26 protein-coding genes are annotated in these 26,513 nt (G+C 28.6%); 24 read left to right on the top strand and 2 right to left on the bottom strand.

Annotated features, from left to right (window positions below):
* The first annotated feature begins 62 nt into the window (after nucleotides 1–62).
* The 14 genes from rbsK to ACYUEW_RS08170 all read left to right on the top strand — a co-directional run bounded on the left by rbsK (nucleotide 63) and on the right by ACYUEW_RS08170 (nucleotide 11,501).
* Nucleotides 63–974 (top strand): ribokinase, encoded by a 912-nt coding sequence (gene rbsK / locus ACYUEW_RS08235; RefSeq protein ID WP_257411808.1) that lies wholly within the window; start codon nucleotides 63–65, stop codon nucleotides 972–974.
* 454 nt (nucleotides 975–1,428) lie between these two features.
* A complete protein-coding gene (locus ACYUEW_RS08230) occupies nucleotides 1,429–2,697 on the top strand; it encodes an ATP phosphoribosyltransferase regulatory subunit (RefSeq protein ID WP_460276559.1) in 1,269 nt (422 codons plus the stop codon).
* 24 nt (nucleotides 2,698–2,721) lie between these two features.
* Complete coding sequence (hisG, locus tag ACYUEW_RS08225) at nucleotides 2,722–3,360, top strand: ATP phosphoribosyltransferase (protein ID WP_045517511.1); 639 nt, start codon at nucleotides 2,722–2,724, stop codon at nucleotides 3,358–3,360.
* 72 nt (nucleotides 3,361–3,432) lie between these two features.
* The gene (gene hisD / locus ACYUEW_RS08220; RefSeq protein WP_265204011.1) at nucleotides 3,433–4,737 is read left to right on the top strand and encodes a histidinol dehydrogenase; all 1,305 of its coding nucleotides are present in this window, start codon (nucleotides 3,433–3,435) and stop codon (nucleotides 4,735–4,737) included.
* A gap of 149 nt (nucleotides 4,738–4,886) precedes the next feature.
* On the top strand, nucleotides 4,887–5,477 hold the full coding sequence (gene hisB, locus ACYUEW_RS08215; protein WP_460276558.1) for an imidazoleglycerol-phosphate dehydratase HisB: 591 nt from the start codon (nucleotides 4,887–4,889) through the stop codon (nucleotides 5,475–5,477).
* Between the two features lie 129 nt (nucleotides 5,478–5,606).
* Nucleotides 5,607–6,212: an imidazole glycerol phosphate synthase subunit HisH gene (gene hisH / locus ACYUEW_RS08210; protein ID WP_460276557.1), complete on the top strand. Its 606-nt coding sequence runs from the start codon at nucleotides 5,607–5,609 to the stop codon at nucleotides 6,210–6,212.
* On the top strand, nucleotides 6,209–6,937 hold the full coding sequence (gene hisA / locus ACYUEW_RS08205) for a 1-(5-phosphoribosyl)-5-[(5-phosphoribosylamino)methylideneamino]imidazole-4-carboxamide isomerase (protein WP_460276556.1): 729 nt from the start codon (nucleotides 6,209–6,211) through the stop codon (nucleotides 6,935–6,937). Before hisH ends, hisA begins: the two co-directional genes overlap by 4 nt.
* On the top strand, nucleotides 6,934–7,998 hold the full coding sequence (hisC, locus tag ACYUEW_RS08200) for a histidinol-phosphate transaminase (RefSeq protein WP_460276555.1): 1,065 nt from the start codon (nucleotides 6,934–6,936) through the stop codon (nucleotides 7,996–7,998). The genes hisA and hisC overlap by 4 nt, the downstream gene beginning before the upstream one ends.
* 185 nt (nucleotides 7,999–8,183) lie before the next feature.
* Nucleotides 8,184–8,945, top strand: a complete 762-nt coding sequence (gene hisF / locus ACYUEW_RS08195; protein ID WP_460276554.1) for an imidazole glycerol phosphate synthase subunit HisF — start codon at nucleotides 8,184–8,186, stop codon at nucleotides 8,943–8,945.
* Between the two features lie 153 nt (nucleotides 8,946–9,098).
* Nucleotides 9,099–9,431 carry a phosphoribosyl-AMP cyclohydrolase gene (hisI, locus tag ACYUEW_RS08190; RefSeq protein WP_460276553.1) on the top strand — a complete coding sequence of 111 codons (333 nt, stop codon included), beginning with the start codon at nucleotides 9,099–9,101 and terminating at the stop codon, nucleotides 9,429–9,431.
* A 124-nt stretch (nucleotides 9,432–9,555) separates the two neighbouring features.
* Entirely contained in the window at nucleotides 9,556–9,888 is a 333-nt protein-coding gene (gene hisE / locus ACYUEW_RS08185; RefSeq protein WP_460276552.1) for a phosphoribosyl-ATP diphosphatase, read from the top strand.
* A 137-nt stretch (nucleotides 9,889–10,025) separates the two neighbouring features.
* Nucleotides 10,026–10,721 carry a YeeE/YedE thiosulfate transporter family protein gene (locus ACYUEW_RS08180; RefSeq protein ID WP_460276551.1) on the top strand — a complete coding sequence of 232 codons (696 nt, stop codon included), beginning with the start codon at nucleotides 10,026–10,028 and terminating at the stop codon, nucleotides 10,719–10,721.
* Nucleotides 10,722–10,734: 13 nt separating this feature from the next.
* Complete coding sequence (locus ACYUEW_RS08175; protein ID WP_003360814.1) at nucleotides 10,735–10,956, top strand: sulfurtransferase TusA family protein; 222 nt, start codon at nucleotides 10,735–10,737, stop codon at nucleotides 10,954–10,956.
* A gap of 17 nt (nucleotides 10,957–10,973) precedes the next feature.
* A complete protein-coding gene (locus tag ACYUEW_RS08170) occupies nucleotides 10,974–11,501 on the top strand; it encodes a YeeE/YedE thiosulfate transporter family protein (RefSeq protein WP_460276550.1) in 528 nt (175 codons plus the stop codon).
* 30 nt (nucleotides 11,502–11,531) lie between these two features.
* Here the strand turns inward: ACYUEW_RS08170 and ACYUEW_RS08165 are convergent, their stop codons facing one another.
* The gene (locus ACYUEW_RS08165) at nucleotides 11,532–12,422 is read right to left on the bottom strand and encodes a LysR substrate-binding domain-containing protein (protein WP_460276549.1); all 891 of its coding nucleotides are present in this window, start codon (nucleotides 12,420–12,422) and stop codon (nucleotides 11,532–11,534) included.
* Between the two features lie 265 nt (nucleotides 12,423–12,687).
* On the opposite strand from ACYUEW_RS08165, the gene ACYUEW_RS08160 reads away from it, so the two are divergent.
* From ACYUEW_RS08160 to ACYUEW_RS08115, 10 genes are all read left to right on the top strand, one after another.
* Nucleotides 12,688–13,938 (top strand): alanine:cation symporter family protein, encoded by a 1,251-nt coding sequence (locus ACYUEW_RS08160; protein ID WP_460276548.1) that lies wholly within the window; start codon nucleotides 12,688–12,690, stop codon nucleotides 13,936–13,938.
* An 80-nt stretch (nucleotides 13,939–14,018) separates the two neighbouring features.
* Nucleotides 14,019–15,719 carry an FAD-dependent oxidoreductase gene (locus tag ACYUEW_RS08155; RefSeq protein ID WP_460276547.1) on the top strand — a complete coding sequence of 567 codons (1,701 nt, stop codon included), beginning with the start codon at nucleotides 14,019–14,021 and terminating at the stop codon, nucleotides 15,717–15,719.
* A 152-nt stretch (nucleotides 15,720–15,871) separates the two neighbouring features.
* Nucleotides 15,872–17,128, top strand: a complete 1,257-nt coding sequence (locus ACYUEW_RS08150; RefSeq protein WP_460276546.1) for a YeeE/YedE family protein — start codon at nucleotides 15,872–15,874, stop codon at nucleotides 17,126–17,128.
* Nucleotides 17,129–17,434: 306 nt separating this feature from the next.
* A complete protein-coding gene (locus ACYUEW_RS08145; protein WP_460276545.1) occupies nucleotides 17,435–18,142 on the top strand; it encodes a lantibiotic protection ABC transporter ATP-binding protein in 708 nt (235 codons plus the stop codon).
* Nucleotides 18,143–18,144: 2 nt separating this feature from the next.
* A complete protein-coding gene (locus ACYUEW_RS08140; protein WP_460276544.1) occupies nucleotides 18,145–18,876 on the top strand; it encodes a lantibiotic immunity ABC transporter MutE/EpiE family permease subunit in 732 nt (243 codons plus the stop codon).
* Between the two features lie 2 nt (nucleotides 18,877–18,878).
* Nucleotides 18,879–19,622, top strand: coding sequence for a lantibiotic immunity ABC transporter MutG family permease subunit (locus tag ACYUEW_RS08135; RefSeq protein ID WP_265204018.1), 744 nt, complete (start codon nucleotides 18,879–18,881; stop codon nucleotides 19,620–19,622).
* A gap of 307 nt (nucleotides 19,623–19,929) precedes the next feature.
* Nucleotides 19,930–20,589 (top strand): response regulator transcription factor, encoded by a 660-nt coding sequence (locus ACYUEW_RS08130; protein ID WP_265204019.1) that lies wholly within the window; start codon nucleotides 19,930–19,932, stop codon nucleotides 20,587–20,589.
* A complete protein-coding gene (locus ACYUEW_RS08125) occupies nucleotides 20,580–21,956 on the top strand; it encodes a sensor histidine kinase (protein ID WP_460276543.1) in 1,377 nt (458 codons plus the stop codon). Before ACYUEW_RS08130 ends, ACYUEW_RS08125 begins: the two co-directional genes overlap by 10 nt.
* Nucleotides 21,957–22,534: 578 nt before the next feature.
* Nucleotides 22,535–23,761, top strand: a complete 1,227-nt coding sequence (gene arcA, locus ACYUEW_RS08120) for an arginine deiminase (protein ID WP_061326027.1) — start codon at nucleotides 22,535–22,537, stop codon at nucleotides 23,759–23,761.
* 134 nt (nucleotides 23,762–23,895) lie between these two features.
* Nucleotides 23,896–25,314 (top strand): basic amino acid/polyamine antiporter, encoded by a 1,419-nt coding sequence (locus ACYUEW_RS08115; RefSeq protein WP_257413306.1) that lies wholly within the window; start codon nucleotides 23,896–23,898, stop codon nucleotides 25,312–25,314.
* 219 nt (nucleotides 25,315–25,533) lie between these two features.
* Here ACYUEW_RS08115 and trhA read toward each other — a convergent pair whose 3' ends face one another.
* Nucleotides 25,534–26,184, bottom strand: coding sequence for a PAQR family membrane homeostasis protein TrhA (trhA, locus tag ACYUEW_RS08110; RefSeq protein ID WP_042385106.1), 651 nt, complete (start codon nucleotides 26,182–26,184; stop codon nucleotides 25,534–25,536).
* Nucleotides 26,185–26,513 lie beyond the last annotated feature (329 nt).

Raw genomic sequence — 26,513 nt, 5'->3', positions numbered from 1 at the left:
AAATACTAAAATAAGTAGATGTAGGATGTACTGCATTAAATATTGAAAGGAAGTGCTTAAAAATGGATATTGCAGTTATTGGTTCAAATATGGTAGATTTAATAAGTTATATTGATAGAATGCCTAAAGAAGGTGAAACTTTAGAAGCACCAGATTTTAAAATGGGATGTGGGGGTAAGGGAGCAAACCAGGCCGTTACAGCTGCAAGATTAAAATCAGATGTTATGATGGTAAGTAAAGTTGGAGATGATTTATTTGGACAAAACACTATTAAAAATTTTAAAAGCAATGGTGTAAATACAGATTTTGTAACTGTTCAAAAAAATCAAGCTAGTGGAGTTGCACCTATTTTTGTTGATAGAGAATCTAAAAATAGTATTTTAATTATTAAAGGTGCCAATAAAAATTTATCTCCTACAGATATAGATGATGCAAGTGAAGAATTGAAAAAGTGTTCTTTAATTATTTTACAATTGGAAATTGAATTAGAAACTGTTTATTATGCTATAGATTTTGCTAATAAAAATAATATTCCTGTATTGTTAAATCCTGCTCCTGCTACAAAAGAACTTGATTTCGATTATGTTTATAAATGCGATTTCTTTGTGCCAAATGAAACAGAATTAGAGATTTTAACAAATAAACCTGTAGACACAATAGAAGATATAAAAGAAGCTGCTCATTTCATTGGGGATAAAGGGGTTAAAAATGTAATTGTTACAATGGGTAGCAAAGGTTTACTATGGATTAATAAAGATGAAGAGCATTTTATAAAAGCACGTAAAGTTGATGCTGTAGACACCACCGGTGCTGGTGATGGATTTATTGGATGTTTTGCACATTATTATGTAGCTACAGAAAACATATTATTAGCTCTTGAAAAAGCAACAGCTTATTCAGCCCTTAGTGTTACAAGATATGGCACTCAAACTTCTTATCCTACAAAAGAAGAGTTTGAAGAATTTTTAAAGTAAGTTTTAGGTTTGAGAAATTTTACTGTAGAAAAATATATTTTTAAAAACAAAGACTCCTATACATTAGTGTAGGAGTTTTCTATTTTGTGGAAAATAAGAGTAAATATTTATTGAAATTTCGTTTTTATTTGTAAAAAATAAAATTGGTGAAAATACAATGTTTTATCTATAAAAAATAATGTATAAATAGTTTGATTGATAGCTATTTTAATGTTAGCCAGTTTTTTTATAAATAAAGAAAAGAATGGTTTCTATAGGTATAAGACTAGGAGATGAATTTGTAGTTTATTAAACTGTGGGTATAAGATTCTGTATATGAATCTATGATTCTCAAAGCAGTTGGCTTTGAAAAAGCAAAAAATTGTATTGACAGTAGTAAAAAGAAATGATAATATATTTTTAATTTATCACTTTACTCAGATAAACTAATAAATCAATAAAGTGAGGGGATAGAATGGAAAATTGGAATAAGTATATACCGGAAGGTATGAAAGATATTTTATTTGAAGAGAGCAATATAAAATTAAATATAGAGGATCAATTAAGAAAAATTTATAAATATAGTGGATTCTCTGAAATAATATCTCCTACATTAGAATTTTATGATGTATTTAATTCTAATATTCAAGCTATACCTCAAGAAAAAATGTATAAACTTTTTGATGATTTAGGTAGAATTCTTGTTTTAAGACCAGATATGACTACTCCGATAGGGAGAATTACAGGTACTAAAATGAAGGATTGTACATATCCACTTAAACTTTGCTATACAGGAAATATATTTAGGGTTAATGAAAAATTAAATGGGAAGCTAGGAGAAATAACTCAATCAGGAATTGAAATAATTGGAACTAAGGGAATAAAATCTGATGTGGATAGTATAGTTACAGCTATAGATGCTCTTTTAAGCTTGGGGCTTAGAAATTTCAAAATAGAACTAGGAGAAGCTGGATTATTTGAAGCTCTAACAGAGAATATGAGAATAAAGGAAGAAAATTTAAAAAAATTAAAAGAAATAATAAGAAACAAAAATTATGTAGCTCTTAAAAAATTTTTAGATGAAATAATTTCAAAGTATTCAAAGAATGATTTTGAAATTATAGAGAACTTGCCTAAATTATTTGGAGGTATTGAAATTATAGAAAAGGCTAAGAGTTTAACTAAAAATGAAAAGGCTTTAAAATCTTTAAATGATATATATAACATATATAAATCCATAGAAGATATAGGACTTGGATCATATATATCCATTGATCTTGGAATGGTTCAAAACATAGATTATTATACAGGAGTTATATTTAAAGGTTATGTAGAAGAAGTAGGGGGCTCTATATTAAGTGGAGGAAGATATGATAATTTAATTCAACATTTTGGAGCGAAACTCCCCGCTATAGGATTTGCCATTAATGTAGATGATGTAATGATTGCTTTAAAGAAACAAAATACAATATCTATAGATAAAGATAAGAAAGTTTTAATATCTTACAAAGAGGAGTTTTTAAGAAAAGCATATGATTTTATGGAAGAGCTAAAGACGAAAAAAATTATATGTGAATTAAGTCTTTTAGATGATGATAAAGAAATTTTAATATACTCAAAGAAGAAAGGTATAGATTTTATTATAGGATTTACAGGAGAAGAAAAACTATTTGTTAAGGATTTAAAATCAGATAAAATAGCTTTTTTAGAAAAAGATGAAATTGAAGATTTATTAATGTTGTAATTAGTGAGGGGATAGGTGATTACATTGAAAAAGGTAAAAATAGCATTAACCAAAGGCAGACTTGAAAAGGAAGCTATTGAAATATTTAAAACTATTAATATTAATACTAGAGAATTAGAGGATAAAGGAAGAAAACTTATTTTAAATTGTGAAAATGAAGAATATAATATAGATTTTTTTTTAGTTAAAGCTAAAGATGTAGAAACCTATGTAGAATATGGCGCTGCGGATATGGGGATTGTGGGAAAGGATACTTTAATGGAAGCAAATAAGGAGTTTTATGAAGTTTTAGATTTGAATGTAGGAAAGTGTAAATTTGCTTTAGCTGCATTGCCTAGTTTTAAATTAGATCAAGGATACAATAGGAAAAAAATAGCTACTAAATATCCGAACATAGCAAGGGAATATTTTAGAAAAAAGGGCATGGATGTAGAATTAATTAAGATAGAAGGCTCCGTAGAATTAGGACCTATTGTAGGACTTGCAGATGCCATAGTAGATATTGTAGAAACAGGAAACACTTTAAGAGAAAACGGCTTAGTAGTTGTGGAAGATATATGTGAAATAAGTGCAAGAATGATAGTAAATAAAGCTAGTATGAAAACAAAAAAAGATGAAATTATAAAAATAATTGAAAATGTAAGTGAAGTAATAAAACAATAGGAAAGGACAAAAAAGAAAGGGGGGTATTTAGTGGAGGGTGTAATCGTTATATACTCTCACTAAAGATAAAAAATGATAGATATAGTTAAAATAAGTGAAGACAATAAACAACAGTGTATGAATAGTTTGAAAAGCAGGTCAAAGGAAGTCCAAAAGGATATAATTATTTCTGTAAAAAAAATACTAGAGGACATAAATGAAAATGGGGATAAAGCATTAATAAAATATACTAATAAATTTGATAGTAAAAAAATAAATTTAGAAAATATTAGGGTTACTCCAAAAGAAATAAAAAAGGCTTATGAATTAGTTGATGAAAAATTTATAGAGGCTATAAAAATTGCTAAAGAAAATATATGGTTTTATCATGAGAAGCAAAAACAAAGATCCTGGATGGTAACAAAGGAAGATGGAATAATTTTAGGTCAGCAAATTAGAGCTCTAGAGACTGTAGGCATATACGTTCCAGGAGGAACAGCAGCTTATCCTTCTTCAGTATTAATGAACACCCTTCCAGCTAAAGTAGCAGGAGTAGAAAAAATAGTTATGATAACTCCTCCATGTGAGGATGGAAGTATTAATCCTAATATTTTAGTAGCTGCTAATATTGCAGGAGTTGATGAAATATACAAAGTAGGAGGAGCACAAGGAATAGGAGCTTTAGCTTATGGGACAGAAATCATACCAAAAGTGGATAAAATAGTAGGCCCAGGCAATATATATGTGGCTATGGCAAAAAGAAGTGTTTATGGCTTTGTGGATATAGATATGATAGCAGGACCTAGTGAAATTTTGATTATAGCAGATGAAAGTTCTGATCCTAAATTTATAGCAGCAGATTTTATGTCTCAAGCTGAGCATGATGTATTGGCATCCTCAATTTTAGTTACTACCTCTGAAAAATTAGCACAAAAGGTAATAAAGCAATTGAATATACAGATAAAAAATCTTTCAAGGAAAGAAATAATACTTACATCCATTAAAGATTATGGTGCTATTTTTGCAGTAGATAATTTAAAAGAAGCTATAGAACTTGCTAATGATATAGCACCAGAACATTTAGAGATTATGACAGAGGAACCTTTCACTATTTTAGGACAAATTAAAAATGCAGGTTCTGTATTCTTAGGTAAATATGCTCCAGAACCATTGGGGGATTATATGGCAGGACCAAATCATGTATTGCCTACTAGCGGCAGTGCAAGATTTTTTTCACCTCTTTCAGTAGATGATTATATTAAGAAATCAAGTTTTACATACTATACCAAAAAGGCATTAGAAAAAGTAAAGGATATTACTATAATCATGGCTGAAACAGAGGGATTAACTGCTCATGCAAATTCTATAAGGGTAAGATTTGATAACAAAAATTTTTAACTTCAAGTTTAGGTTTAATATCAACAAAGATTAATAAGTGGTGGTTATTAAATAAATAGTAGTTTAATGTGTTTCTTATAAAAAATACAATTGGAACAGTTTATAATTATTAAATAAAATTTATACACCATGGAAAAGAGGATAAATTTATGAAAGAAAGTGTAGCTAAGATTTATAGAAAAACTTCAGAAACAGAAGTAAAGGCGGAAATTAATTTATATGGAGAAGGAAAATATGATATAAAAACTGGCATAGGTTTTTTTGATCATATGCTAAATCTTATGGCAAGGCATGGACTTATTGATGTAAAACTAGAGGCAAAAGGTGATTTACAGGTAGATTCTCATCATACCGTGGAAGATGTAGGGATAGTTTTAGGTCAGAGTTTTAGAGAAGCTTTAGGGGATAAAAAAGGTATTAAAAGATATGGAACTAGCTTTGTTCCTATGGATGAAGCCTTAGCCAGTGTGTCTATAGATATAAGTGGAAGACCATATATAGTATGTGATTTTAACTTTACTGTAGACAAATTAGGGGGAATGGACACAGAATTAGTGGAAGAATTTTTAAGAGCATTGGCTTTTAACGCTGGAATAACTCTACATGCTAGGGTACTATATGGTAAAAATAATCATCATATGATAGAAGCGGTTTTTAAAGCCTTAGGTAGAGCTCTTAGAGAAGCTGTGGATAAAGATAAAAGAATAAATGGAGTTATGTCTACTAAAGGCATACTATAGAAATAATAAATATGAATTATATTTAGAAACAATTATTTTTACTATTAAATATTACAAACTTTATAAGGAGTAATGGGGAATATTATAAAGTTAATGACATTAAAAAAGAAATATAAGGGGGAAAAATAGATGATTTCAATTGTGGATTATGGCATGGGGAATTTAAAAAGTGTAGAAAATGCACTTAATTTTTTAGGTATAAAGTCTGTAATCACATCAGATAGAGAAGTGATTTTAAATAGTGATGGAGTAATATTACCAGGAGTGGGAGCTTTCCCAGATGCCATTAATAATATTAAAAAAAATGGCATTGATAAAGTTTTAGAGGAAGTAGTAAAAAAATATAAACCTTTACTTGGAATATGCCTTGGGATGCAGCTTTTATTTGAGGAAAGTGAAGAGGTTAAAAGCTGTAGGGGATTAGGCTTTTTAAAAGGGAAAATAGAAAAAATGAAAGTGAATTTAAAAATACCACATATGGGTTGGAATAGTTTAAGTTTTCGTAAGGATTCTCCAATACTTAAAGGTATAAAAGAGGACAGTTATGTGTATTATGTTCACTCGTATTACGCAAAAATTGAAGAGGAAGGAATATTAAATGCCTATTCCCAACATGAAATAGAAGTACCGGGGATAGTAAGCAAAAGTAATATTTATGGAATACAGTTTCATCCTGAAAAAAGTGGGAATATAGGACTTAAAATATTAAGTAATTTTGGGGAGATGATAAAATGATAATTTTACCTGCCATAGATTTAAAAGAGGGTAAATGTGTTAGATTATATCAAGGAGATTTTAAAGCTTCAAAGGTAGTAGCGGAAGATCCTATAGAAGTAGCACTAAAGTTTAAAGAAAATGGAGCGGAATATATACACGTAGTGGATTTAGATGGAGCTCTTACTGGAGAAATTAAAAATTTATCTATAATTTCTTCCATAATAAAAACAATTAATATACCTGTAGAGCTTGGAGGTGGAATAAGAAATTTAAATACAATAGATATGCTTATAGATGCAGGAATTGAAAGGATAATATTAGGTACAGCTGCATTAAATAATAGAGAACTTGTTGAAGAGGCTGTGAAAAAATATGATGAAAAAATTGCCATAGGAATAGATGCTAAAAATGAAAAGGTAGCTATAAATGGATGGTTAAATATAAGTAGTACAAACTATATAGATTTTGCTAAGGAAATGGAAAAGATAGGGGTTAGAAATATTATATTTACGGACATTAGTAAAGATGGGACTTTAAAGGGTCCTAATTTAAATCAGCTTAAAAAACTAAATGAGAGTGTAAGTTGTAATATTATAGCTTCAGGAGGTATTAAAGATATAGAGGATTTAAAGGTTATAAAAGAAATGGATATTTATGGAGCCATTGCAGGTAAAGCCATATATTCAGGGAAGATTGATTTGAATGAAGCTATTAAAATTATAAACAAGGAGAGTTCTAGATGAGCAAATATTGGAGCAATATAACTAAAAATATAGAACCCTATGTATGTGGAGAACAACCTAAAAATAAGAAAATTATAAAGTTAAACACTAATGAAAATCCATATCCTCCCTCACCTAAGGTATTGCAGGCTATAAAAAATGCTGCCAAGGATGATTTAAGATTATATCCAGATCCTAATTGTGATGCCTTAAGAAAAACTATAGCTAATTACTACAATTTAAGTAAGGAAGAAGTCTTTGTAGGGAATGGTTCTGATGAGGTTTTAGCCCTTTCTTTTTTAACTTTTTTTAATCCAGAAGAGACTGTAGTTTTTTCAGATATTAGTTATAGTTTTTATCCTGTTTATGCAAATTTGTATAAATTAGATTATAAATTAGTAAAACTTAGAGAAGATTTTTCTATAGATATTGAAGATTTTAAAAATACAAAAGGAGGGGCCATTATAACAAATCCTAATGCACCAACAGGATTGTATCTTTCCTTAGATTCAATAAAACAAATTTTAGAGGATAATATAAATAAGGTGGTTATGGTTGATGAAGCTTATATTGATTTTGGAGGAGAATCTTCAGTAAGTCTTATAAAGGATTATCCTAATCTTTTAGTAATACAAACCTTATCTAAATCTCGATCTTTAGCTGGAATGAGAATAGGATTTGCTTTAGGACAAAAGGAGCTTATAGAGGGGTTAAATAGGATAAAAAATTCTTTTAATTCCTATACAATAGATAGGATTTCATCTTTAGCAGCTATAGAAGCCATAAAGGATGAAGAATATTTTAAGGAATGTACACTAAAAGTAATAAAAATACGAAATTGGACTATAAATGAACTAGGGAAAATAGGATTTAAAATCATACCATCTAAAGCTAATTTTATATTTATTACTCATGATACATATCAAGCTGAAGATATTTTTATAAAGCTAAGGGATGAAAATGTACTTGTTAGATACTTTAATAAAGATAGAATAAGTAATTATTTAAGGGTTAGTATAGGTTCTAAAGAAGAAATGGAGATTTTTATAGATAAAATAAAGAAGATTATAAATAAATTATAGTTACTATATAAATGAAAATATATAAAAAGTATATATTAGAACATATATATTTAGAAGATATGAATGAGAATAATAGATTTAAAATATAGGAAGCAAAAGTATTGGTGAAGTATAAAGTTATGAAAAAAAATATATATAATTAGAAAAATAGAAGGTTTAAAATATGCTAAAAAGGAGGATTATATGTGATTACAAAAAGAATAATACCATGCTTAGATGTAGATATGGGTAGAGTTGTAAAGGGAGTTAATTTTGTTAATCTAAAGGATGTAGGTGATCCTGTAGAAATAGCAGAGTTTTATAACAAAGAAGGAGCAGATGAAATAGTATTTCTAGATATATCAGCTACTCATGAAGGAAGAGCTACAATGATAGATGTGGTTAGAAAAACAGCAGAGAAACTATTTATCCCTCTTACTGTAGGAGGGGGAATTAAAAATATAAATGATTTTAGAGATATATTAAGAGCTGGGGCAGATAAAATATCAGTTAATTCATCCGCTATAAGAAATCCTAAACTTATAAAAAAGGCAGCAGAATGTTTTGGATCACAATGTGTTGTAGTGGCTATAGATGGTAAAAAACGAAAAGATAAGGATGGATGGAATGTATTTATAAATGGAGGCAGAATAGATACAGGCCTTGATGCTATAGAGTGGGCAAGAAAGGTCGAGAAATTAGGAGCCGGTGAGATATTATTAACAAGTATGGATGCAGATGGTACAAAAGAAGGTTATGATTTAGAGTTTACAAATGAAGTTTCAAAGGCAGTAAATATTCCTGTAATTGCTTCAGGAGGATGCGGAAAACTGAAACATTTTGGAGAAATTTTTGAAAAAAGTTCAGCAGATGCAGCATTAGCAGCTTCATTATTTCATTTTAAAGAATTGAGCATAAAGGAAGTTAAAAACTATTTAAAAAAAGAAGACTTTAGTGTAAGACTTTAGTTTTTTATATTTGAATTATTAAGATTTTATAGTTAAGTTCCACTCTATATAAAGATTATAAATGATTACAAATATATATTGTAACTCTCATCTGCATATTTTTAAATAAAGGATGTTAGATTATATGGTTATAGATTAAGATGGAGGATAAAAATGAATTTACAGAAGATATCAAAGAAAATAGATTTTAAAAAAGGATCAGATCTTATACCTACTATTATTCAGGATTTTTGCTCAGGGGAAGTTTTAATGTTAGCATATATGAACAAAGAGTCTCTAGAAAAAACTATTGAAACTAATACTACTTGGTTCTGGAGTAGATCTAGAGAAGAACTTTGGAATAAGGGAGCAACTTCAGGTCATTTTCAATATGTTAAAAGTATTCATATAGATTGTGATGGAGATACTCTATTGATTAAAGTAGAGCAACTTGGACCGGCATGTCATACTGGGAATAGAAGTTGCTTTTATACAACATTAATATAAATGTATTATTTATAAATAGAAAAATTACATATAGAAATTGATGTTATAAAATGGATAGGGGGAAGGATGTGAGTATTTGGTGGTTTGATGTAATTTATAAACATCTGATCACTAAGGACAAATTATGAATAAAAATAATGTTATAGATAGTTTATTTAATATAATAGAGGACAGAAAAGATAAGCCCATAGAAGGTTCTTATACTGGATATTTATTTGAAAAAGGATTGGATAAAATATTAAAAAAAGTCGGAGAAGAAAGTTCAGAGGTAATTATAGCTGCTAAAAATGAAGACAAAGAGGAACTGATAAAAGAAATATGTGATTTAGCCTATCACATAATGGTTTTAATGGCAGAAAAACAAATAAAATTAGATGGTATAGAAAAAGAATTAGAAAAAAGAAGAGAAAAAATATGCAATAAAAAAAATGAAAGAAAAACAATAGAGAAATTATAAAAATAGGAAGATTCAATATAATTATTATAATTTGAAGTATTTTCATTAATAGATTAAAATAAATGTATATTTATAAATTTAAAATAGTGAATGAATAAAAAGAAAAAAAGCATTAATATTTTTATAAGGGGGATAACATGTCTAAGGATATAGATTTGCTTATTCAAAAAAGGCACAATGACCATAAGGTATATGTAAAAAAGAAAAATCAAATTCCACAGGCAATAAGTATATGTATGATAAGCTTATTAGTAGGCATTATTTTATGGAAAATGAATCCTGATAATGTCTTTTATTGGTTTATAGGTATAGTTATTGGTTTTGTATTAAGAAAATCTAGATTTTGTTTGTGTGGGGCTTTTAGAGACCCCTTTTTATTTAATAATACAAAACTTTTAAGAGGAGTAATAATTACTATTATAATTAATACTTTAGGCTTTGGAATAATACAGTATTATTATCTTAAAGGAAATATTATGAATTATGACAATATTCCTGGAAACGTTACTTCTTTTGGATGGCACATAGCTATAGGAGCTTTAATTTTTGGTATAGGCATGGTTATAGCTGGTGGTTGTGCATCAGGAATACTTATGAGAATAGGTGAGGGACATGCTCTTCCCTGGATAGTATTTATAGGAATGATAATAGGAAATCTTTTAGGAGCTAAAGATTATTCCTTTTGGTATGATAAAATTATTAAAAATTCAAAAGTTATTTATTTTCCTGAATATATTGATATAAGAATTGCAATAGCAATACAAATAATTATACTTATAATTATATATAAATTCCTTTCTTTTAGGGAAAAGAGAAATTTTGAGGAAAAATAATGGAGGCACAGTTATGGAAGTAAAGGATTTAGATTGTCTATATGAGCCCTGTCCAATACCTTTAGTTAGAGCAAGTCAAGAATTAAAAAAAATGAAAACTGGAGATATTGTAGTTTTACACTCAGATCAAAGTTGTATTGGGGTTATGGCAGAGGAATGGGCAAAACAAAATAATTATGAAATAAAAGTAATTGAAGTGGATAATGGTGAATGGGAAGTTTATATTCAAAAATAATAAAAAGGGGATAAAATATGAAATGCATAAAGGATAGATTAAAAAAGCCCTGGCCTTATTGGATAGGTGGAATCTTGCTAGGTATTTTAAATGTAGCTCTTTTAGCAATAACGGGGGTTGCGTGGCATGTCACTAGTGGGTTTTTGCTATGGGGTGCAGCAATACTAGACTTTTTGGGAGCTAAACCTTTGAAGTGGGATTTTTTTAGTATATTTAATGTACAATATAAGGAGATATTATTAAATCATAGTTTAATTATAAATAAATTTACTATTTTAAATATAGCAGTTATTATAGGATCTTTAATAGCAACTTTATTTGCTTCTCAATTTAATATAAAAAAAATTAAAAATAGAAAACAAGTAATTATTGCTTTAATAGGTGGTATAATCATGGGCTATGGAGCTAGGCTTGCTTCTGGATGTAATATTGGTAGCTTTTTAATAGGTATATCATCTTTTTCTTTACATGGTTGGGTATATTGGATTTTTATTACTTTAGGAGCCTTTATAGGCACATTAATATTAAAGAAGTTTATATTATAAAATAGATAATATAAACTTCTTTAATATTTTTTAGCAGAATCCTCTTTTTCTAGATATTATAAAATCAACAAACATTTTTTCATATTTGGTAAATACATAATTTTTTCGAAATATTACATAATAATTAAATTTAATATCTATATTTTCCAAATTTATATGCTTAATACTTTCTTTTTTTAACTCTTTTTTCACCGTTAGTTTAGGTAAGAAAGCAAAGCCTTTTCCAGCACATATGGAAGACTTAATAGCTTCTGGAGAGTTAAGATTATATACAATGTTTAAGTCATCTATACTAATTCCTCTTTCAGAAAGAGCTTTTTTTACTAAATATGTGGCATTAGATGTTTTTTCTCGTAAAATTAAGGGTAAATTTTTTAATTCTTCTAAAGTAATACTATCTTTGTTATACCCGTTATTTCCCACCAAAATTAATTCATCTGAGGTTATAAGTTTTGCATCTATACTTTTATCCTTAGGCAGATCTTGAATAATTCCAATATTACTAGAATGATCACATAATTTTTCCATAACCTCGGTAGAATTTAATATTTCCATATCTATGTCCACTTCTTTATTAAACTTTTTAAAAATGTATATGCTGCAAGGTAGTGCATATTCACCCACACTTTTACAAGAGCTTATGATTAATCTAGGTCTAGTCTTTTTTATATTTTTAATATCCCTTTCTATATTGTCTTTCATAGATAGAATAGTATCCGCATAATTGTATATAATTTTACCTTCCTCTGTAGGTCTCACTCCCTTATTACTTCTTATTAATAGATCTGCTCCAATTTCTTTTTCAAGATTTTTAAGTTGCATACTAAGCCCTGGTTGGGTAAGGTGCAGAGCTTCAGCTGCCTTTGATATGCTGTTATATTTTACAGTTATATAAAAAGATTGGAGATATTCAAAATTCATATATGTTCACATCCTTAGAATTAATAATTTTAGATAACTGATATATAAGTAACTGTTATGCAGTATAACACTTACTTATTATAAAATAGGGTGCAATGATATTATAATAAAAATAGGGATTGAGAGAAAATTAACAAACACACTTTATTATTTTCATTATAATCTACATTTGTATAAAAATAAATAGGAAAGAGAGGGGATAAGTATAATCAACATATTTGGAGAAGCAGTAAATTTTTTAAGTACAAATTTATGGAACATTTTTTTGCCCTTTATAATAATAGCAGCTTTATATGTAAATTATAAAAGAAAAAATTTTTTTAATGCAATAAGCAAAAAAGATTCTAGTAAGATAGAGTTTAATAAAGTGAAAAATGCCCTTTCAATTTCATTATCTTCAAAGATTGGGACAGGAGCTGTAATAGGAGTATTAGCTGCCATGTGGAAGACTTCCCAAAATGGTATAGGTGGAGAGGCCGTAGTACTTTGGGTTATTATTGGCATGATTTTACTCATTCCATTAACTTATTCAGAGGTTTTTTTTACTCAAGTAATAAATAAAACTCCAAGGAATTTTATAGAACGATATATTAATAAAAAAGTTGCAGCTGTTTATGCAGTATCTTTAGCTATATTATATTCTTTTGGATTTACAGGTTTTCAAATGACAGGAGTTCAAAGTGTAGTTAAAATTTTTGCTAAACAAAATTTCAACTATAACTTTACGACTAAGGGTAGATTAATTTTTATAGTTATACCAATTATATTTATAGTATCTTCTATAGTTTTAACCAAAAGCTATAAACTTTTTATTAATGTATTGGGTTCTCTTGTTTCTTTATTAATTATTTTATATGCAGGATTCTTTTTAGTATTTTTATTTGTAACAAGGAGTTTTATACCAGAGTATTTATCTATAATTTGGAGAGATTTCTTAACCTTTAAGACTGCAGCTACAGGTATTCCTATAGGACTTATTGTGGGATTTCAAAGGATTATCCAAGTAAGTGAAACAGGATTAGGAACCAGTGCTTTAGCTAGTTCAGATATGATGAATTCTCCCAGGAGAGAGGCTATGATTCAGACCATTGCAACTATTATTACTATATGTAATGCAATTATAATAACGTCCTATGTATTTACTTATGGAAGATATAATCTTAACGGGGTAGTTTTATCAGGAGATGGATTAGATAGAATTGCTAGTTATTTAAACAGCGCTTATGGAGTTACGGGTTTTTTAGGACAAAGTATAATAATTATGTTTTTTTTAACCTGTGGTTTTACTACAGTTTTAAGTTCCTATCATTTTATTAATACAATTATTTATTTTAATGAAAATAAGAGGATAGTATTTTATATATGCTTAGTAACAGCTTCGGGGCTATTAAGTGTATCAAATTTTGATATGATTTTTGATGCAGTGGACTTATTGATGTTCATTGTAGCAACAATAAATATAACTGCTCTTTGTATATTTGTATATAAGGATATACAAAATTATAAAATTAAGTGATCAATAAGTTTTATTTATAAATACAGCCATTATAAGGGGCTTAATACCTTGTAGAGTATATTTTAATGGAGGTATAAATTATGAGCAAAAAATATTTAATAATAGGAGGAGTTGCTGGTGGTGCATCTACCGCAGCTAGACTTAGAAGACTTAGTGAAAAAGATCAAATAATAATGTTTGAAAAAGATCCCTATGTATCCTTTTCAAATTGTAGCTTACCTTATCATTTGAGTGGGGTTGTAGAGGATTCCAATAGTTTAGTACTTATGACTCCAGAACAATTTAAAGCTCAATACAATATAGAGGCTAGAGTAAATAATGAAGTTATAACAATTAATAGAGATAAAAAAGAAATTATAGTTAAAAATACATTAACAGGAGAAAGATATTCTGAAAATTATGATAAATTAATCTTATCTCCAGGAGCAATGCCAATAGTTCCACCAATTAAAGGGATTGAAAATGTAAATGTATTTACAGTAAGAAATGTAATGGATATACAAAGATTAAGTGAAAAATTAAAAAATAAAAAAGTTGAAAACATATCTGTTATTGGAGGAGGTTTTATAGGGGTTGAAGTTGCTGAAAATTTAAAAGAAGCAGGAAACGATGTTACTCTAATTGAAGCTATGCCTCATATTATGAAACCCTTTGATTATGATATGGCACAAATTTTACACAAAGAATTTTATGATAATGGTGTAAATTTAATTGTAAAAGATAAGGTTAGTGCTTTTGAAAAAGACACAGTAGTTTTAGAATCTGGAAGAAAAGTACAGGCTGAGGCTGTGGTTATGGCCATAGGTGTAGCTCCAGATACAAGACTTGCAAAGGCAGCAGGATTAGAAATTGGAGAAACTGGAGCTATAAAAGTAGATCAAAACTATAGAACTAGCGATAAGGATATATATGCAGTAGGAGATGCTATTGAAGTTTATCATGCCCTAGCTAGAAAAACTACTAAACTACCTTTAGCAGGACCTGCTCAAAAAGAAGCAAGACAGGTGGCAGATCATATTCATGGAAGAGTTGTTAGGAATACAGGTTTTATAGGAAGTTCAGTAATTAAATGTTTCGATTATAATGCAGCAGCCACAGGACTTAATGAAGAAATGATAGAAGCATTAAAATTAGACATAAAATATGAGGTGGCTAAGGTGATACCGGGAGATAAGGTAGGATTAATGCCAGATTGTGAGCCTCTACATTTTAAATTAATTTTCGAAATTCCTACAGGAAAAGTATTAGGAGCACAAGCTATTGGTAAAGGAAATGTAGATAAGAGAATAGATGTAATTGCTACAGCAATTAAATTTGGAGCTACTGTGGATGATCTAAGAGACTTAGAATTATGCTATGCACCACCCTTTGGAACTGCTAAAGATGTAGTAAATTTTGCAGGCTATGTAGCATGTAATTTATTGCAAGATGAATTTAGACAAGTTAGAGAAAAAGATATAAGAAATATCGTAAAAGAAAAAGCTTTAATTATAGATGTAAGAGAGAAGCATGAATATGAATTAAGTCATATTATTGGTGCAAAAAATATACCTCTTAGTGAGTTAAGAAATAGAATAAATGAAATACCTAAAGATGAGCCTGTGTATTTACACTGTAGAAGTGCTCAAAGAAGTTATAACGCATTAAAGGCTCTTAAAAATTTAGGTTATGAAAATATTTATAACGTTTCTGGTGGATTTTTAGGAATTTCTTTTTATGAATACTTTAATGACATAACTACTAAAAGAGAAAAAATTCTTACAGATTATAACTTTTTATAAAATTAGAAATTGAGTAATCTAGCTTATTTAAATAACTATAAGGATTCTATGGTTCAAAAGGAGCTTTTATCTCAATTGAACCATAGTAATTCTTAACTAGCCTATTAGTTATAATAATGAATTAAATTAACATGGATGGAGGGAATGATTTTATGAATAAAAAACAGATATTCTCAGGATTTATAATTTCAATATTAATGATCATATTTGCTATAGTACAGTCCAATAGAAATTATAAGCTAGGATTGTTTTTAATAAGTGGCCTTGCCATAGGTTATTTAATGCAAAGATCAAGATTTGGTTTTGCAGGAGGTATAAGAAAGCTATACGTTACAGGAGAATCAAGTCTTACTAAAGCACTACTTTTTCTTTTTTCTATTTCATTAATAGTTACAGCGGCTATTCATTATGGAGCTCATGTTAATGGAGCTGAAGTAGCTTATAGAGCTTCAGAGGGAGTTAAAATAATACCTGGAACTCAAAGTGTGTATCCCGTAAATTTAGCTACAGTATTTGGGGGAATACTTTTTGGAATTGGTATGATGCTAGGTGGAGGATGTGCTTCAGGTACTTTAACAGATGTCGGTGAAGGGGAAGCCAGAGCTCTTATAGTATTATTATTCTTTATAACAGGTTCTCTATGGGGAGCACATGACATGCCATGGTGGAAAAGTACTCCTATTTATACCTGGAATAAGAGTGTGTATTTGCCAGATGTTTTTGGATATATGGGAGCTATTTCAGTTTCTTTGTTAGGATTTTTAGGAATTTATATATTTACTAAGAAATATGAAAATAAGAGAAAAAGAGAAAACACATATATACCTTTAGAATATGATAGCTGGCAACAGGAATTGCCAGAGACTAATGAATATAAATTTTTTAGTAAGGAAACTTATCATAAATTTTTTGTGAAAAGATGGTCTTTTTATACAGGAGCAGTTTTACTAATGATAATGTTTGAAGTAATACTGTTAACTACAGGCAAAAATTGGGGAGTTACTTCTACATTTGTAGAGTGGGGAGCTTGGCTTTACCAATCTTTAGGAATAGTAGATGTTTCTAATTGGCCATATTTTTCAGATAAGATGAAAACTATAAATGCTGGTTTTATTAATGATCCAGGTTCTATGAGAAACTTAGGAATAATAATAGGAGCTTTAATATCTCCGCTTTTAGCAGGACATTTTTCTTTTAAGAGAGGTTTTAAATTAAGAGATATAATTTTTTATGCTTTAGGAGGTATATTTATGGGATATGGAGCAAGATTAGCTTCAGGTTGTAATATTGGAGCTTTATATGCTGCTATATCTAGTATGTCTTTATCTGGCTGGGTATTCTTACCTTCATTAACTCTAGGAGGTATAATAGGAGTTAATTTAATTAAAAAATTCAATATTAATTCATAATGAAATTCAAAATATATAAAAGTGCTAGAACAAATTCATACTCATTAGTATTCTCTTGATAATACGAATATTATAAAAGAAATCACTAAAAATCAACTATAGACTAAGTTGGTTTTTAGTGATTTTAATTTTAGAAAATAAAATTGTTTTATACTTTAAATGTTCATATTAATTTGTAATTTACAGTTATATTAATTTATTTTAGTAATGGCTATAGAAGCAGAATAAGTATTTTCTGAAATCCTTATAAAATCCTTATGATTATAGTTTAGAGTAAATATTGAACAGAAGGAGAGGATGATTAATATGGAAAAATATATTTTACAAACAAAAGATATTTGTAAAGTCTTTAAAGGTCAGCATGCAGTAAACAATATTTCAATTACAGTGAGAGAGAATTCTGTGTATGGATTATTAGGGCCTAATGGGGCAGGAAAATCTACTATGTTAAAAATGTTAACAGGAATGTTACGTCCAACATCTGGGAAAATTATATTTGACAATCATCATTGGACTAGAAAGGATTTAGTGAGTATTGGCGCTCTTATTGAAGCTCCACCCCTTTATGAAAATTTAACTGCAAGGGAAAATTTAAAAGTTCGTACTACTCTTTTAGGATTAAAAGACTCACAGATTGACGAGGTATTAAAAATTGTTGATTTAACCAATACAGGTAAAAAAACCGCTGGTAAGTTTTCAATGGGTATGAAGCAACGTTTAGGGATTGCCATTGCTCTAATTAACAATCCTAAACTATTGATATTAGATGAACCAACAAATGGTCTTGATCCTATTGGTATTCAAGAGTTACGTGAATTAATTCGATCATTTCCAAAGCAAGGAATAACAGTTATTTTATCTAGTCATATTTTAGCGGAGGTTCAGCTTATTGCAGACCACATTGGAATTATAAGTAATGGGATCTTAGGATATGAAGCAAAAATTAATCCTTCAGAGAATTTAGAAACACTTTTCACAGAAGTAGTAAAAAAGAATAAAAAAAGGAGGGCATAAGAATGTTAAATTATATAAAAGCTGAAAAGTTTAAATGCAGAAGAACTTTTGGGAAAAAGAACATTTATATAGCTCCAATTACTGTTTTGTTACTTGCATTTTTATCCCCATTGTGGTATCAAGCTTGTGCATTTAATTGGTGGTATCTATTAATTTTGCCAGGATTTATTGCTTTAAGTTGTTACTTTGTACATCAAAAGGAGGAAAAAAAATTAAATTATAGAGCTGTATTTTCTTTACCTATTGATTTAAGAAAAGTCTGGATTGCTAAAAATGTTATGATTTCTATGAATTTATTTATTGCTTGTGTGGTTTTATTAATTGGTATTAACTTAGTTGGAGTATTCTTTAATGGGGTTCACAATATTCCGGTTTTAAATGCTGTAATGGCTACTATTATTATGGTTATAACATCTTTATGGCAGATCCCTTTATGTTTATTCTTATCAAAAAAGCTTGGAGCTTTTGGAGTTATATTAATAAATGTTGGAGCGGGAGTGATTTTCAGCATAAGTATGGTGTCTAAGTCTTTATGGTGGTTATGTCCTTACACATGGACAACTCGATTAATGTGTCCAGTACTAGGAATATTACCAAATGGACTATTTGCAGAACCAGGAAATTCATTATTAAATCCTAATGCCATTCCTATAGGAATTGGTATGGCTATTTTATTATTTATTATTCTTATGCTTATTACAACCAATTGGTTCAAGAATCAGGAGGTAGCTTAAGTATGATCAGTTTATTTAGATGTATAAAATCGGATTTTTACAAACTAAAACGTACTCCTATTTTATGGCTACATGTTTTTATTCCAATTTTAGGTTCCTTTTTATTTTTACTTTATTATTCTTTTGGTTCTAAAGGAAATATAGATTCAATCTGTGGGTACTTAGAGACAGTGGCAATAGTATTTCCATTACTAATAGGTTTAATGAGTGGCATGGTTATAGAACAAGAGGAGAGAGCAGGAAATTTTCAAATGCTTTTAAGCAGCACAAAATGCAAGAGTGTTACTTATCTAAGTAAATTGATTTTATTACTTTTGTTAGGAATTTTTTCTGTAATAATTGTTATAGGAGTTTTTGCACTTGGTTTTAAAAAGATGGATGCTATGTTTTATGTACAGGAAGCAATTGTTTTATTTGTAGCAAATATTTTTATTTATATTTTACATGTATTAGTAACCCTTAAATTGGGGAGAGGAGCTTCCATAGGCTTAGGCATTGCTGGAACTTTACTTTCAGCACTAATGCTTACAGGTTTAGGAGACAGAGTATGGCAGTGGACACCTTGGGCCTTTGGAGTTAGATTTTGTGACTATACTATGTTAAAAATAATAGATCCTTCAAATTACAATATTGTGTCTAGAGAAGTGAGCAGGGGATTTTTTATTATGATATTTGAAATATGTATTGCTTTAATAGCTAGCCTTTTATGGTTTAAGTATTGGGAAGGTAGAAAATCTTATGAATAAAGAAATTATCTGAAGGGAAATAGAAAAGCTTGGTAATAAGGCTAAAGATAAAATGTTTATAAAAGGCAATTAATTCTTATTTTAAGCTACAGTTAGGCTATTAAAAGATAGGTTTTTTTATTGGAGAATTATTTGATTAAATTACTCCTAAAGAAAAAGTATAGGATGTTAATTATTAAATTTAAAAATTATAAATTAAATAGGAACTTAAAAAATACAGTATATATTATCAATAACAAGCTGTATTTTTTTCTAATAGAGTAGTTTATAATTAAAAATAAAAATATAATAAATACAGGAGGATATTATGTCAAAAATACTTGCAATTGATGATGAGGAAGATATTTTAATTCTTATTAAAAATGTTCTTTCCAAAGATAATCATTTAGTAACTACAGTAAAAGAAGCAAAAGATATTCAATTAAATGATTTTGTAAAATTTGATTTGATTTTATTAGATGTAATGATGCCTGATATTGATGGATTTACTTTGTGTAAGGAAATTAGAGAGAGGGTAGACTGTCCAATTCTTTTTTTAACGGCAAAAACTATGGAAAGTGACATTATGTTTGGATTAGGAATTGGTGGGGATGATTATATAACAAAACCTTTTGGAGTAGGAGAATTAAGGGCTAGAGTAAATGCTCATCTGCGCAGAGAACATCGTGAAAAACGTCATATTTTTGTAGCTTCAGATATTATATTTAATCTATCCAGCAAGGAAATTAAAATAGGCGATGTAAAGGTTCCATTCACAAAGGGAGAGTATGCTATATGTGAATACCTGGCGAGAAATTCAGGGCAGGTGTTTTCTAAAGAACAGATATATGAAGCGATTTATGGTTATGATGGAGAAAGTGACAGCTCTGCTATTACAGAGCATATTAAAAATATTAGGGCTAAGTTAAAAATTTTTGATATGTCACCAATAGAAACTGTTTGGGGGATTGGGTACAAATGGGTATAAATAAAAAACAGGCCACATTAAAAACTGTTTTTCTTAGATATCTATTAGCATTAGCTTTTACTTTCTTTGTAGCAATAATAATTGAAATAATTATTGCAAGCTTAGGGATGCAAATGAATATTTTTAATAGTGCTAATTATAGTGAAGATTTAGCAAGACGAGCAAAGCCTATACTCCAATCTGCAGAAAGAATTACAGAAGACATGATTCCTAATGGGTGTAAATTTGCTGTATTTGATAAAGAATTTAAGGTCATTAAAACAGATCTTAAAGGGGAAGATTTAAAACAAGCAACTTTATATGCTAAAGGCATTAATAGAAAAAATGGAGATAAGAAAAGTTATTATTTTATTGAGAGAAAAGATGGCTTTTGTGTATTGCAATATTATATTAAAATGAGCTATTCTTCAGAATGGATGAATGAATATTTTCCTAATCCAGAATTTTTATTAATTGCAATTCTTATTTTTGGATGTTTAATTGGGGCTTTTATTATTTCTATAGTTTTTGCAAAAAATTTAAAAAATAATTTAATTCCTTTAATGGAGGCTACTGAAAAAATAAAAGAACAGGATTTAGATTTTAACATTGGAAATTCTCCTATAAAGGAATTTAATGATGTGTTATGTTCTATCTCCGATATGAAAGAGGAACTAAAGAAATCTCTAAAAGAGCAGTGGAATTTAGAGAAGACTAAAAAAGATCAGATATCTTCTTTAGCTCATGATATCAAAACTCCTTTAACTATTATTAAAGGGAATACTGAACTTTTAAAAGAGTCTTATCTTAATAATGAACAGAAAGAATATATTGAGTTTATCGAAAAGAATTCAATACAGATTGAAAAGTATATAAAACTGCTTATTGATATGTCAAAAGGGAAATTAGAGTTTTTAGGAAAATTACAGAAAACTAACACAAAGGAATTTGTTCATGACATTTATAATCAACTAATTGCTCTTGCGGGCCCAAAGGAACTACAAATTAAGTTCGAACAAAAAGATATACCAGAAAATATAATCATAAATAAAGAAGCTATGCATAGAGCTATAATAAATATAATTTCTAATGCAGTGGACTATTCACCCTGTAATAGTAATTTATATTTTTATGTTGAAGGTAAAAGTGACTCTGTTGAATTTTCAGTTATTGATAGTGGTAAAGGATTTTCTAATGAGGATTTAAAAGCTGCTAAGAAACAATTTTATATGGGAGATTCAGGTAGAACATCAAAAACACATTGGGGTATGGGGCTTTATATTGCAGATTCTATTGTAAAACAACATAATGGAATTTTAACTATTGAAAATTCACATCAAGGAGGAGCAAAGATAATAATTAAAATACCTTTATTAAGTGACTTTTAGGCTTGCTAAAGTTTATTTAGAATAATTACTTTTAAGCAAGAATGGCCCAAAAATAAATATTCTAAAAATATATCACTAGAAATTAATAAACATTTTGATTAATTTCTAGTGATTTTAATTTGAAAAATAATAAAATTTAAAAAAATTAAGAAAAATATATAAAAAATATATAAAAAATAATTTGTTTAATTATTCTATATGTATGAATAATTAAATGAATAAATAAGAAAAGTAAACGATACAAATATGCATAAATAAATATATATATACTATAAATCATGAAAAAAACTTATATACAGTATAAAACACATAGAAAAATGAATAATTATACATAGCATATACATTTTTAAAAATATAGATTGCATGAATAATATACAGAATATTTTTAAAAACCTGTAAAAACCGTCTAAAATCTAAGAAAAACATATAAAAAATGAAGAAAAATGTAAAAATACAGTTAATTATTCATATTTTTGACTAGAAATATCAATTTGAATTAATTATGCATTGTATGTATAATGAATAACAAATGTTAAATAAATAACTAGTACATGAGTACTCAAGAGGAGGAAAAAAATATGAGTTCTTTTATTAATATAACTTCCGAGATAGGAAAGCTTAATAAAGTTATGCTTCACAGACCAGGAGCAGAAATTGAAAATCTAGTTCCTGAATATCTTGAGAGGTTACTATTTGATGATATACCTTTTTTAAAAGTTGCAAGGGAAGAGCATGATAGATTTGCACAAATTCTAAGGGAAAATGGAACTGAAGTTTTCTACTTAGAAGAACTTACAGCAGAAACTTTAGAAGATGACAAAATAAAGAAAGAGTTTTTAGAAGAGTTTTTAACAGAAAGTAAGATAACATCACAAGTAATAAGAGAAGCTTTAATGGAATATCTTCTTAAAATGCCAACAAGAGAAATGGTTGATACATTAATGGCTGGAGTTAGAAAGGAAGCTATTGAAGTTAAAGAAGCTACTTCATTAATAGAGTTAATGCAGGATAGTTATCCATTCTACCTTGATCCAATGCCAAACCTTTATTTCACAAGAGACCCAGCAGCTTCAATGGGATCTGGGATGACAATTAATACAATGAAAACAGAAGCAAGAAGAAGAGAAACATTATTTTTAACATACATTCATAAATATCACAAAAATTTTGCTAATGGCGAAACTAGCTTATGGTATAACAGAACGCTACCTTATTCAATAGAAGGTGGAGACGAGCTTATCCTTTCAGACAAGGTTGTAGCTATTGGATGCAGTGATAGAACATCAGCTGAAGCCATTGAGATAGTAGCTAAAGGCTTATTTGCTAAAAATGAAAGTTTTGAAAAGGTTCTTGTATTTGATATACCAAACTGTAGAGCATTTATGCATCTTGATACAGTATTTACAATGGTTGATTATGATAAATTTACAATTCATCCACAAATACAAGGTCCACTTAGCGTTTATGAAGTTACTAAGGGTCAAAATGGAACATTAAGATTTAAACATCATACAGATCCATTAGAAAAAATATTAGCTTCAGCTCTTGAAATCCCATCTGTTGAGTTAATTCAATGTGGTGGTGGAGACTTTATAATAGCAGGAAGAGAGCAATGGAATGATGGGTCAAATACACTTGCAATAGCTCCAGGAACTGTTGTAACTTATGAAAGAAACTATGTATCAAATGAACTTTTAACTAAGAGGGGCATTAATGTTCTTACTATGCCAAGTGCAGAGCTTTCAAGAGGAAGAGGCGGCCCAAGATGCATGAGTATGCCTCTTCATAGAGATAACTTAAGATAACCAAAGATAACCAAGTTATTTAGATATGTTAACATAATTTGTATAATTATGTTAACATAATCTATATAATTTTCCATAGCAATCTATATAATTTTGTATAATAATCTATATACATTTAGAAAAGGGGTTTGAAAATGGGAACACAAGATAAAAAATTAGGTCTTGGACTTTTGATTACTCTTGGTATAGGCTCTATGATAGGCGGCGGGATCTTTAACAGTCCCACAGACTTAATAACAAAAGCTAATCCACAAGCAGCTCTAATTGCTTGGATAATAGGTGGATTTGGAATTATATGTTTAGCACTAGTATTCCAATTTCTTGCCAATAAGAAGCCAGATTTAAAAGGTGGAATTTATTCCTATGCACAGGATGGATTTGGAGACTTTATGGGTTTCAACTCAGCTTGGGGATATTGGCTTTCTGCTTGGCTTGGAAATATTGCGTTTATAGTTTTAATGTTTAAAACTATAAATAGTTTATTAGGGCCAGGGCGTGAACTAAAGCCAATAGTTTCTTTTATAGCAGCATCCTTATTATTATGGGCTGTGCATTATATTCAAACAAAGGGAACAAAAAATGCAGGGATCATAAATGCAGTTGTAACTATAGGTAAGTTATTACCGTTAACATTGGTTGTTATATTAGGTATATTCATATTTAAGCCAGAATTATTTACAGTTTCAAACTGGAGCACAGTACTTGCAAGTTCTGGAGAAGCAACATCTACATTTAAACAGGTTAATGGTGCTATGGGAACTATAATTTGGTGTTTTATAGGTGTAGAAGCATCTGTAGTTCTTTCAGAAAAAGCAGAATCACAGGCTATAGTTGGGAAAGCCACAGTAATTAGTTTGTTAATTACATTACTTATTTATGTTTCAATATCCTTACTTGCAATGGGGATTATTCCAGCTAAGGAACTTGTAGCATCAGGAACTCCTCTAGCAGAGGTTTTATCCAAAACAGTTTTTGGAGGAGCAGGAGCTATAATAGTTAAATTAGGTCTTATAATATCATTGTTTGGAGCGTTAATAAGTTGGGTAATGCTTGCAGCAGAAATACCATATGTAGCAGCTAAAGATGGAGTTATGCCAAAATGGTTTGCTAAAGAGAACACTGCAGGAGTTCCAATAAATTCATTAATATTTACAAATATTATAACACAAGTATTTTTATGCGCATTACTTTCAGATAAATTACAATCAGCTTATAGTTTAGTATTTGCCATAGCAACTACTTGTATGTTAATTCCTTATACTTTATCAGCATTATATGCTATAAAGGTGTGTAATGAAGAAAAGATAAGTGGGAAAAATAAAATAATAGCAATTTTAGCTTCTGTATATACAATATATGGTATATATGCAGGTGGAATAAAATACTTTGCTCTTGCATTTATAATGTATGCCTCTGGAGTAATAGTTTTCAATAAGGCCAAGAAGGAAAAGAAACAAAAGTATACATCAATGGAGAAAATCGGTACAGCTATAGTTGTATTTGTAGGAATAGCTATGATAATTTTACTGGCAATAGGAAAAATATCACTATAATATTTAGATATAACTTGTGTAATATATTTTATGTAAGGTAAAATATAAAAATTAAAACCATTTCTATACTAAATAGTTTATGTATAAACTATTATTGAAATCAGTTTTTTAAGTAAATACCATCAAAAAAATGGTCCAAATTTACTTAAAGAGCTGATTTTTTATTATAAAGAGAAAAATATAAATGAAAAAAGGATAGCCATGCTGGTTATCCTTTTTTTATATATACATTATGTAATTTGACATAAGTATAAAATGACATAAGCTACCCATAAGTACAAATATATGAAAAATATCATGAAAATTAAGATATTTACTAGCGATTTTAGGTCGTTTTGTACCATAAATTACTGCACCTATAGAATAGGCAATTCCACCACTTATTAACCAAAATAGGCCACCAGAGGAAAGAGTTTTAGATAATGGAAATATTGCAATAACTATAAGCCAACCCATAATTAAATAAAAACCAGTAGATATCCACCTTGGGGCAGAAAACCAAAAATTTTTAACTAGTATCCCAATAATAGCTAAAGCCCAAATAATAGCTAACATGGTTAATCCAAAGGTTCCTTTTAAGGCCAATAAACAAATAGGAGTATAACTACCTGCAATTAAGACATAAATCATTGAATGGTCTATTCTCCTTAATATTCTAATGGATTTTTCTGAAGTTGTTACCAAATGATATATAGAGCTAGCACTATATAATAATATTAAACTTGCCCCAAAAATTGCAAAAACTGTAATATGCAAAGGACTATTTTGAAATATTGAGGAATTGACTAATACTATAAGCCCTACTATAGACATGATAGCTCCAAACAAATGAGTTAAACCACTTACTGGATCTCTAAACTTTTTAAACATAAAAACCATCCTCTCTAAAATGTATTGATATAATAATACGTAGTTTTCAAAACTATGTATTATCTTATTGTTATTTTAATACTAAATATAAAATTTTTCAAGATGTTAATTTAAAATATTTTTATTTAATCATTATTTCTTCTAATAATTACTGTCTACTTTGTGAAAGAAATTTGTAGTAAATTAGTATTTTATCTAAGATATTTCATATAAAATCAAAGATTACTTAATGAGGCATATAGTTTTTAATTAAAGATTATATTAATAATTAAAATATAAAAATAGTGAAATAAACTATAGATATAGGTTTTAGTTACTATATATTAGAG

It is taken from the genome of Clostridium sp. CTA-1 (genome assembly GCF_054768215.1).
Note: the sequence above shows the minus strand (reverse complement) of the source record. Positions and strands in the feature narration are given on the sequence as shown.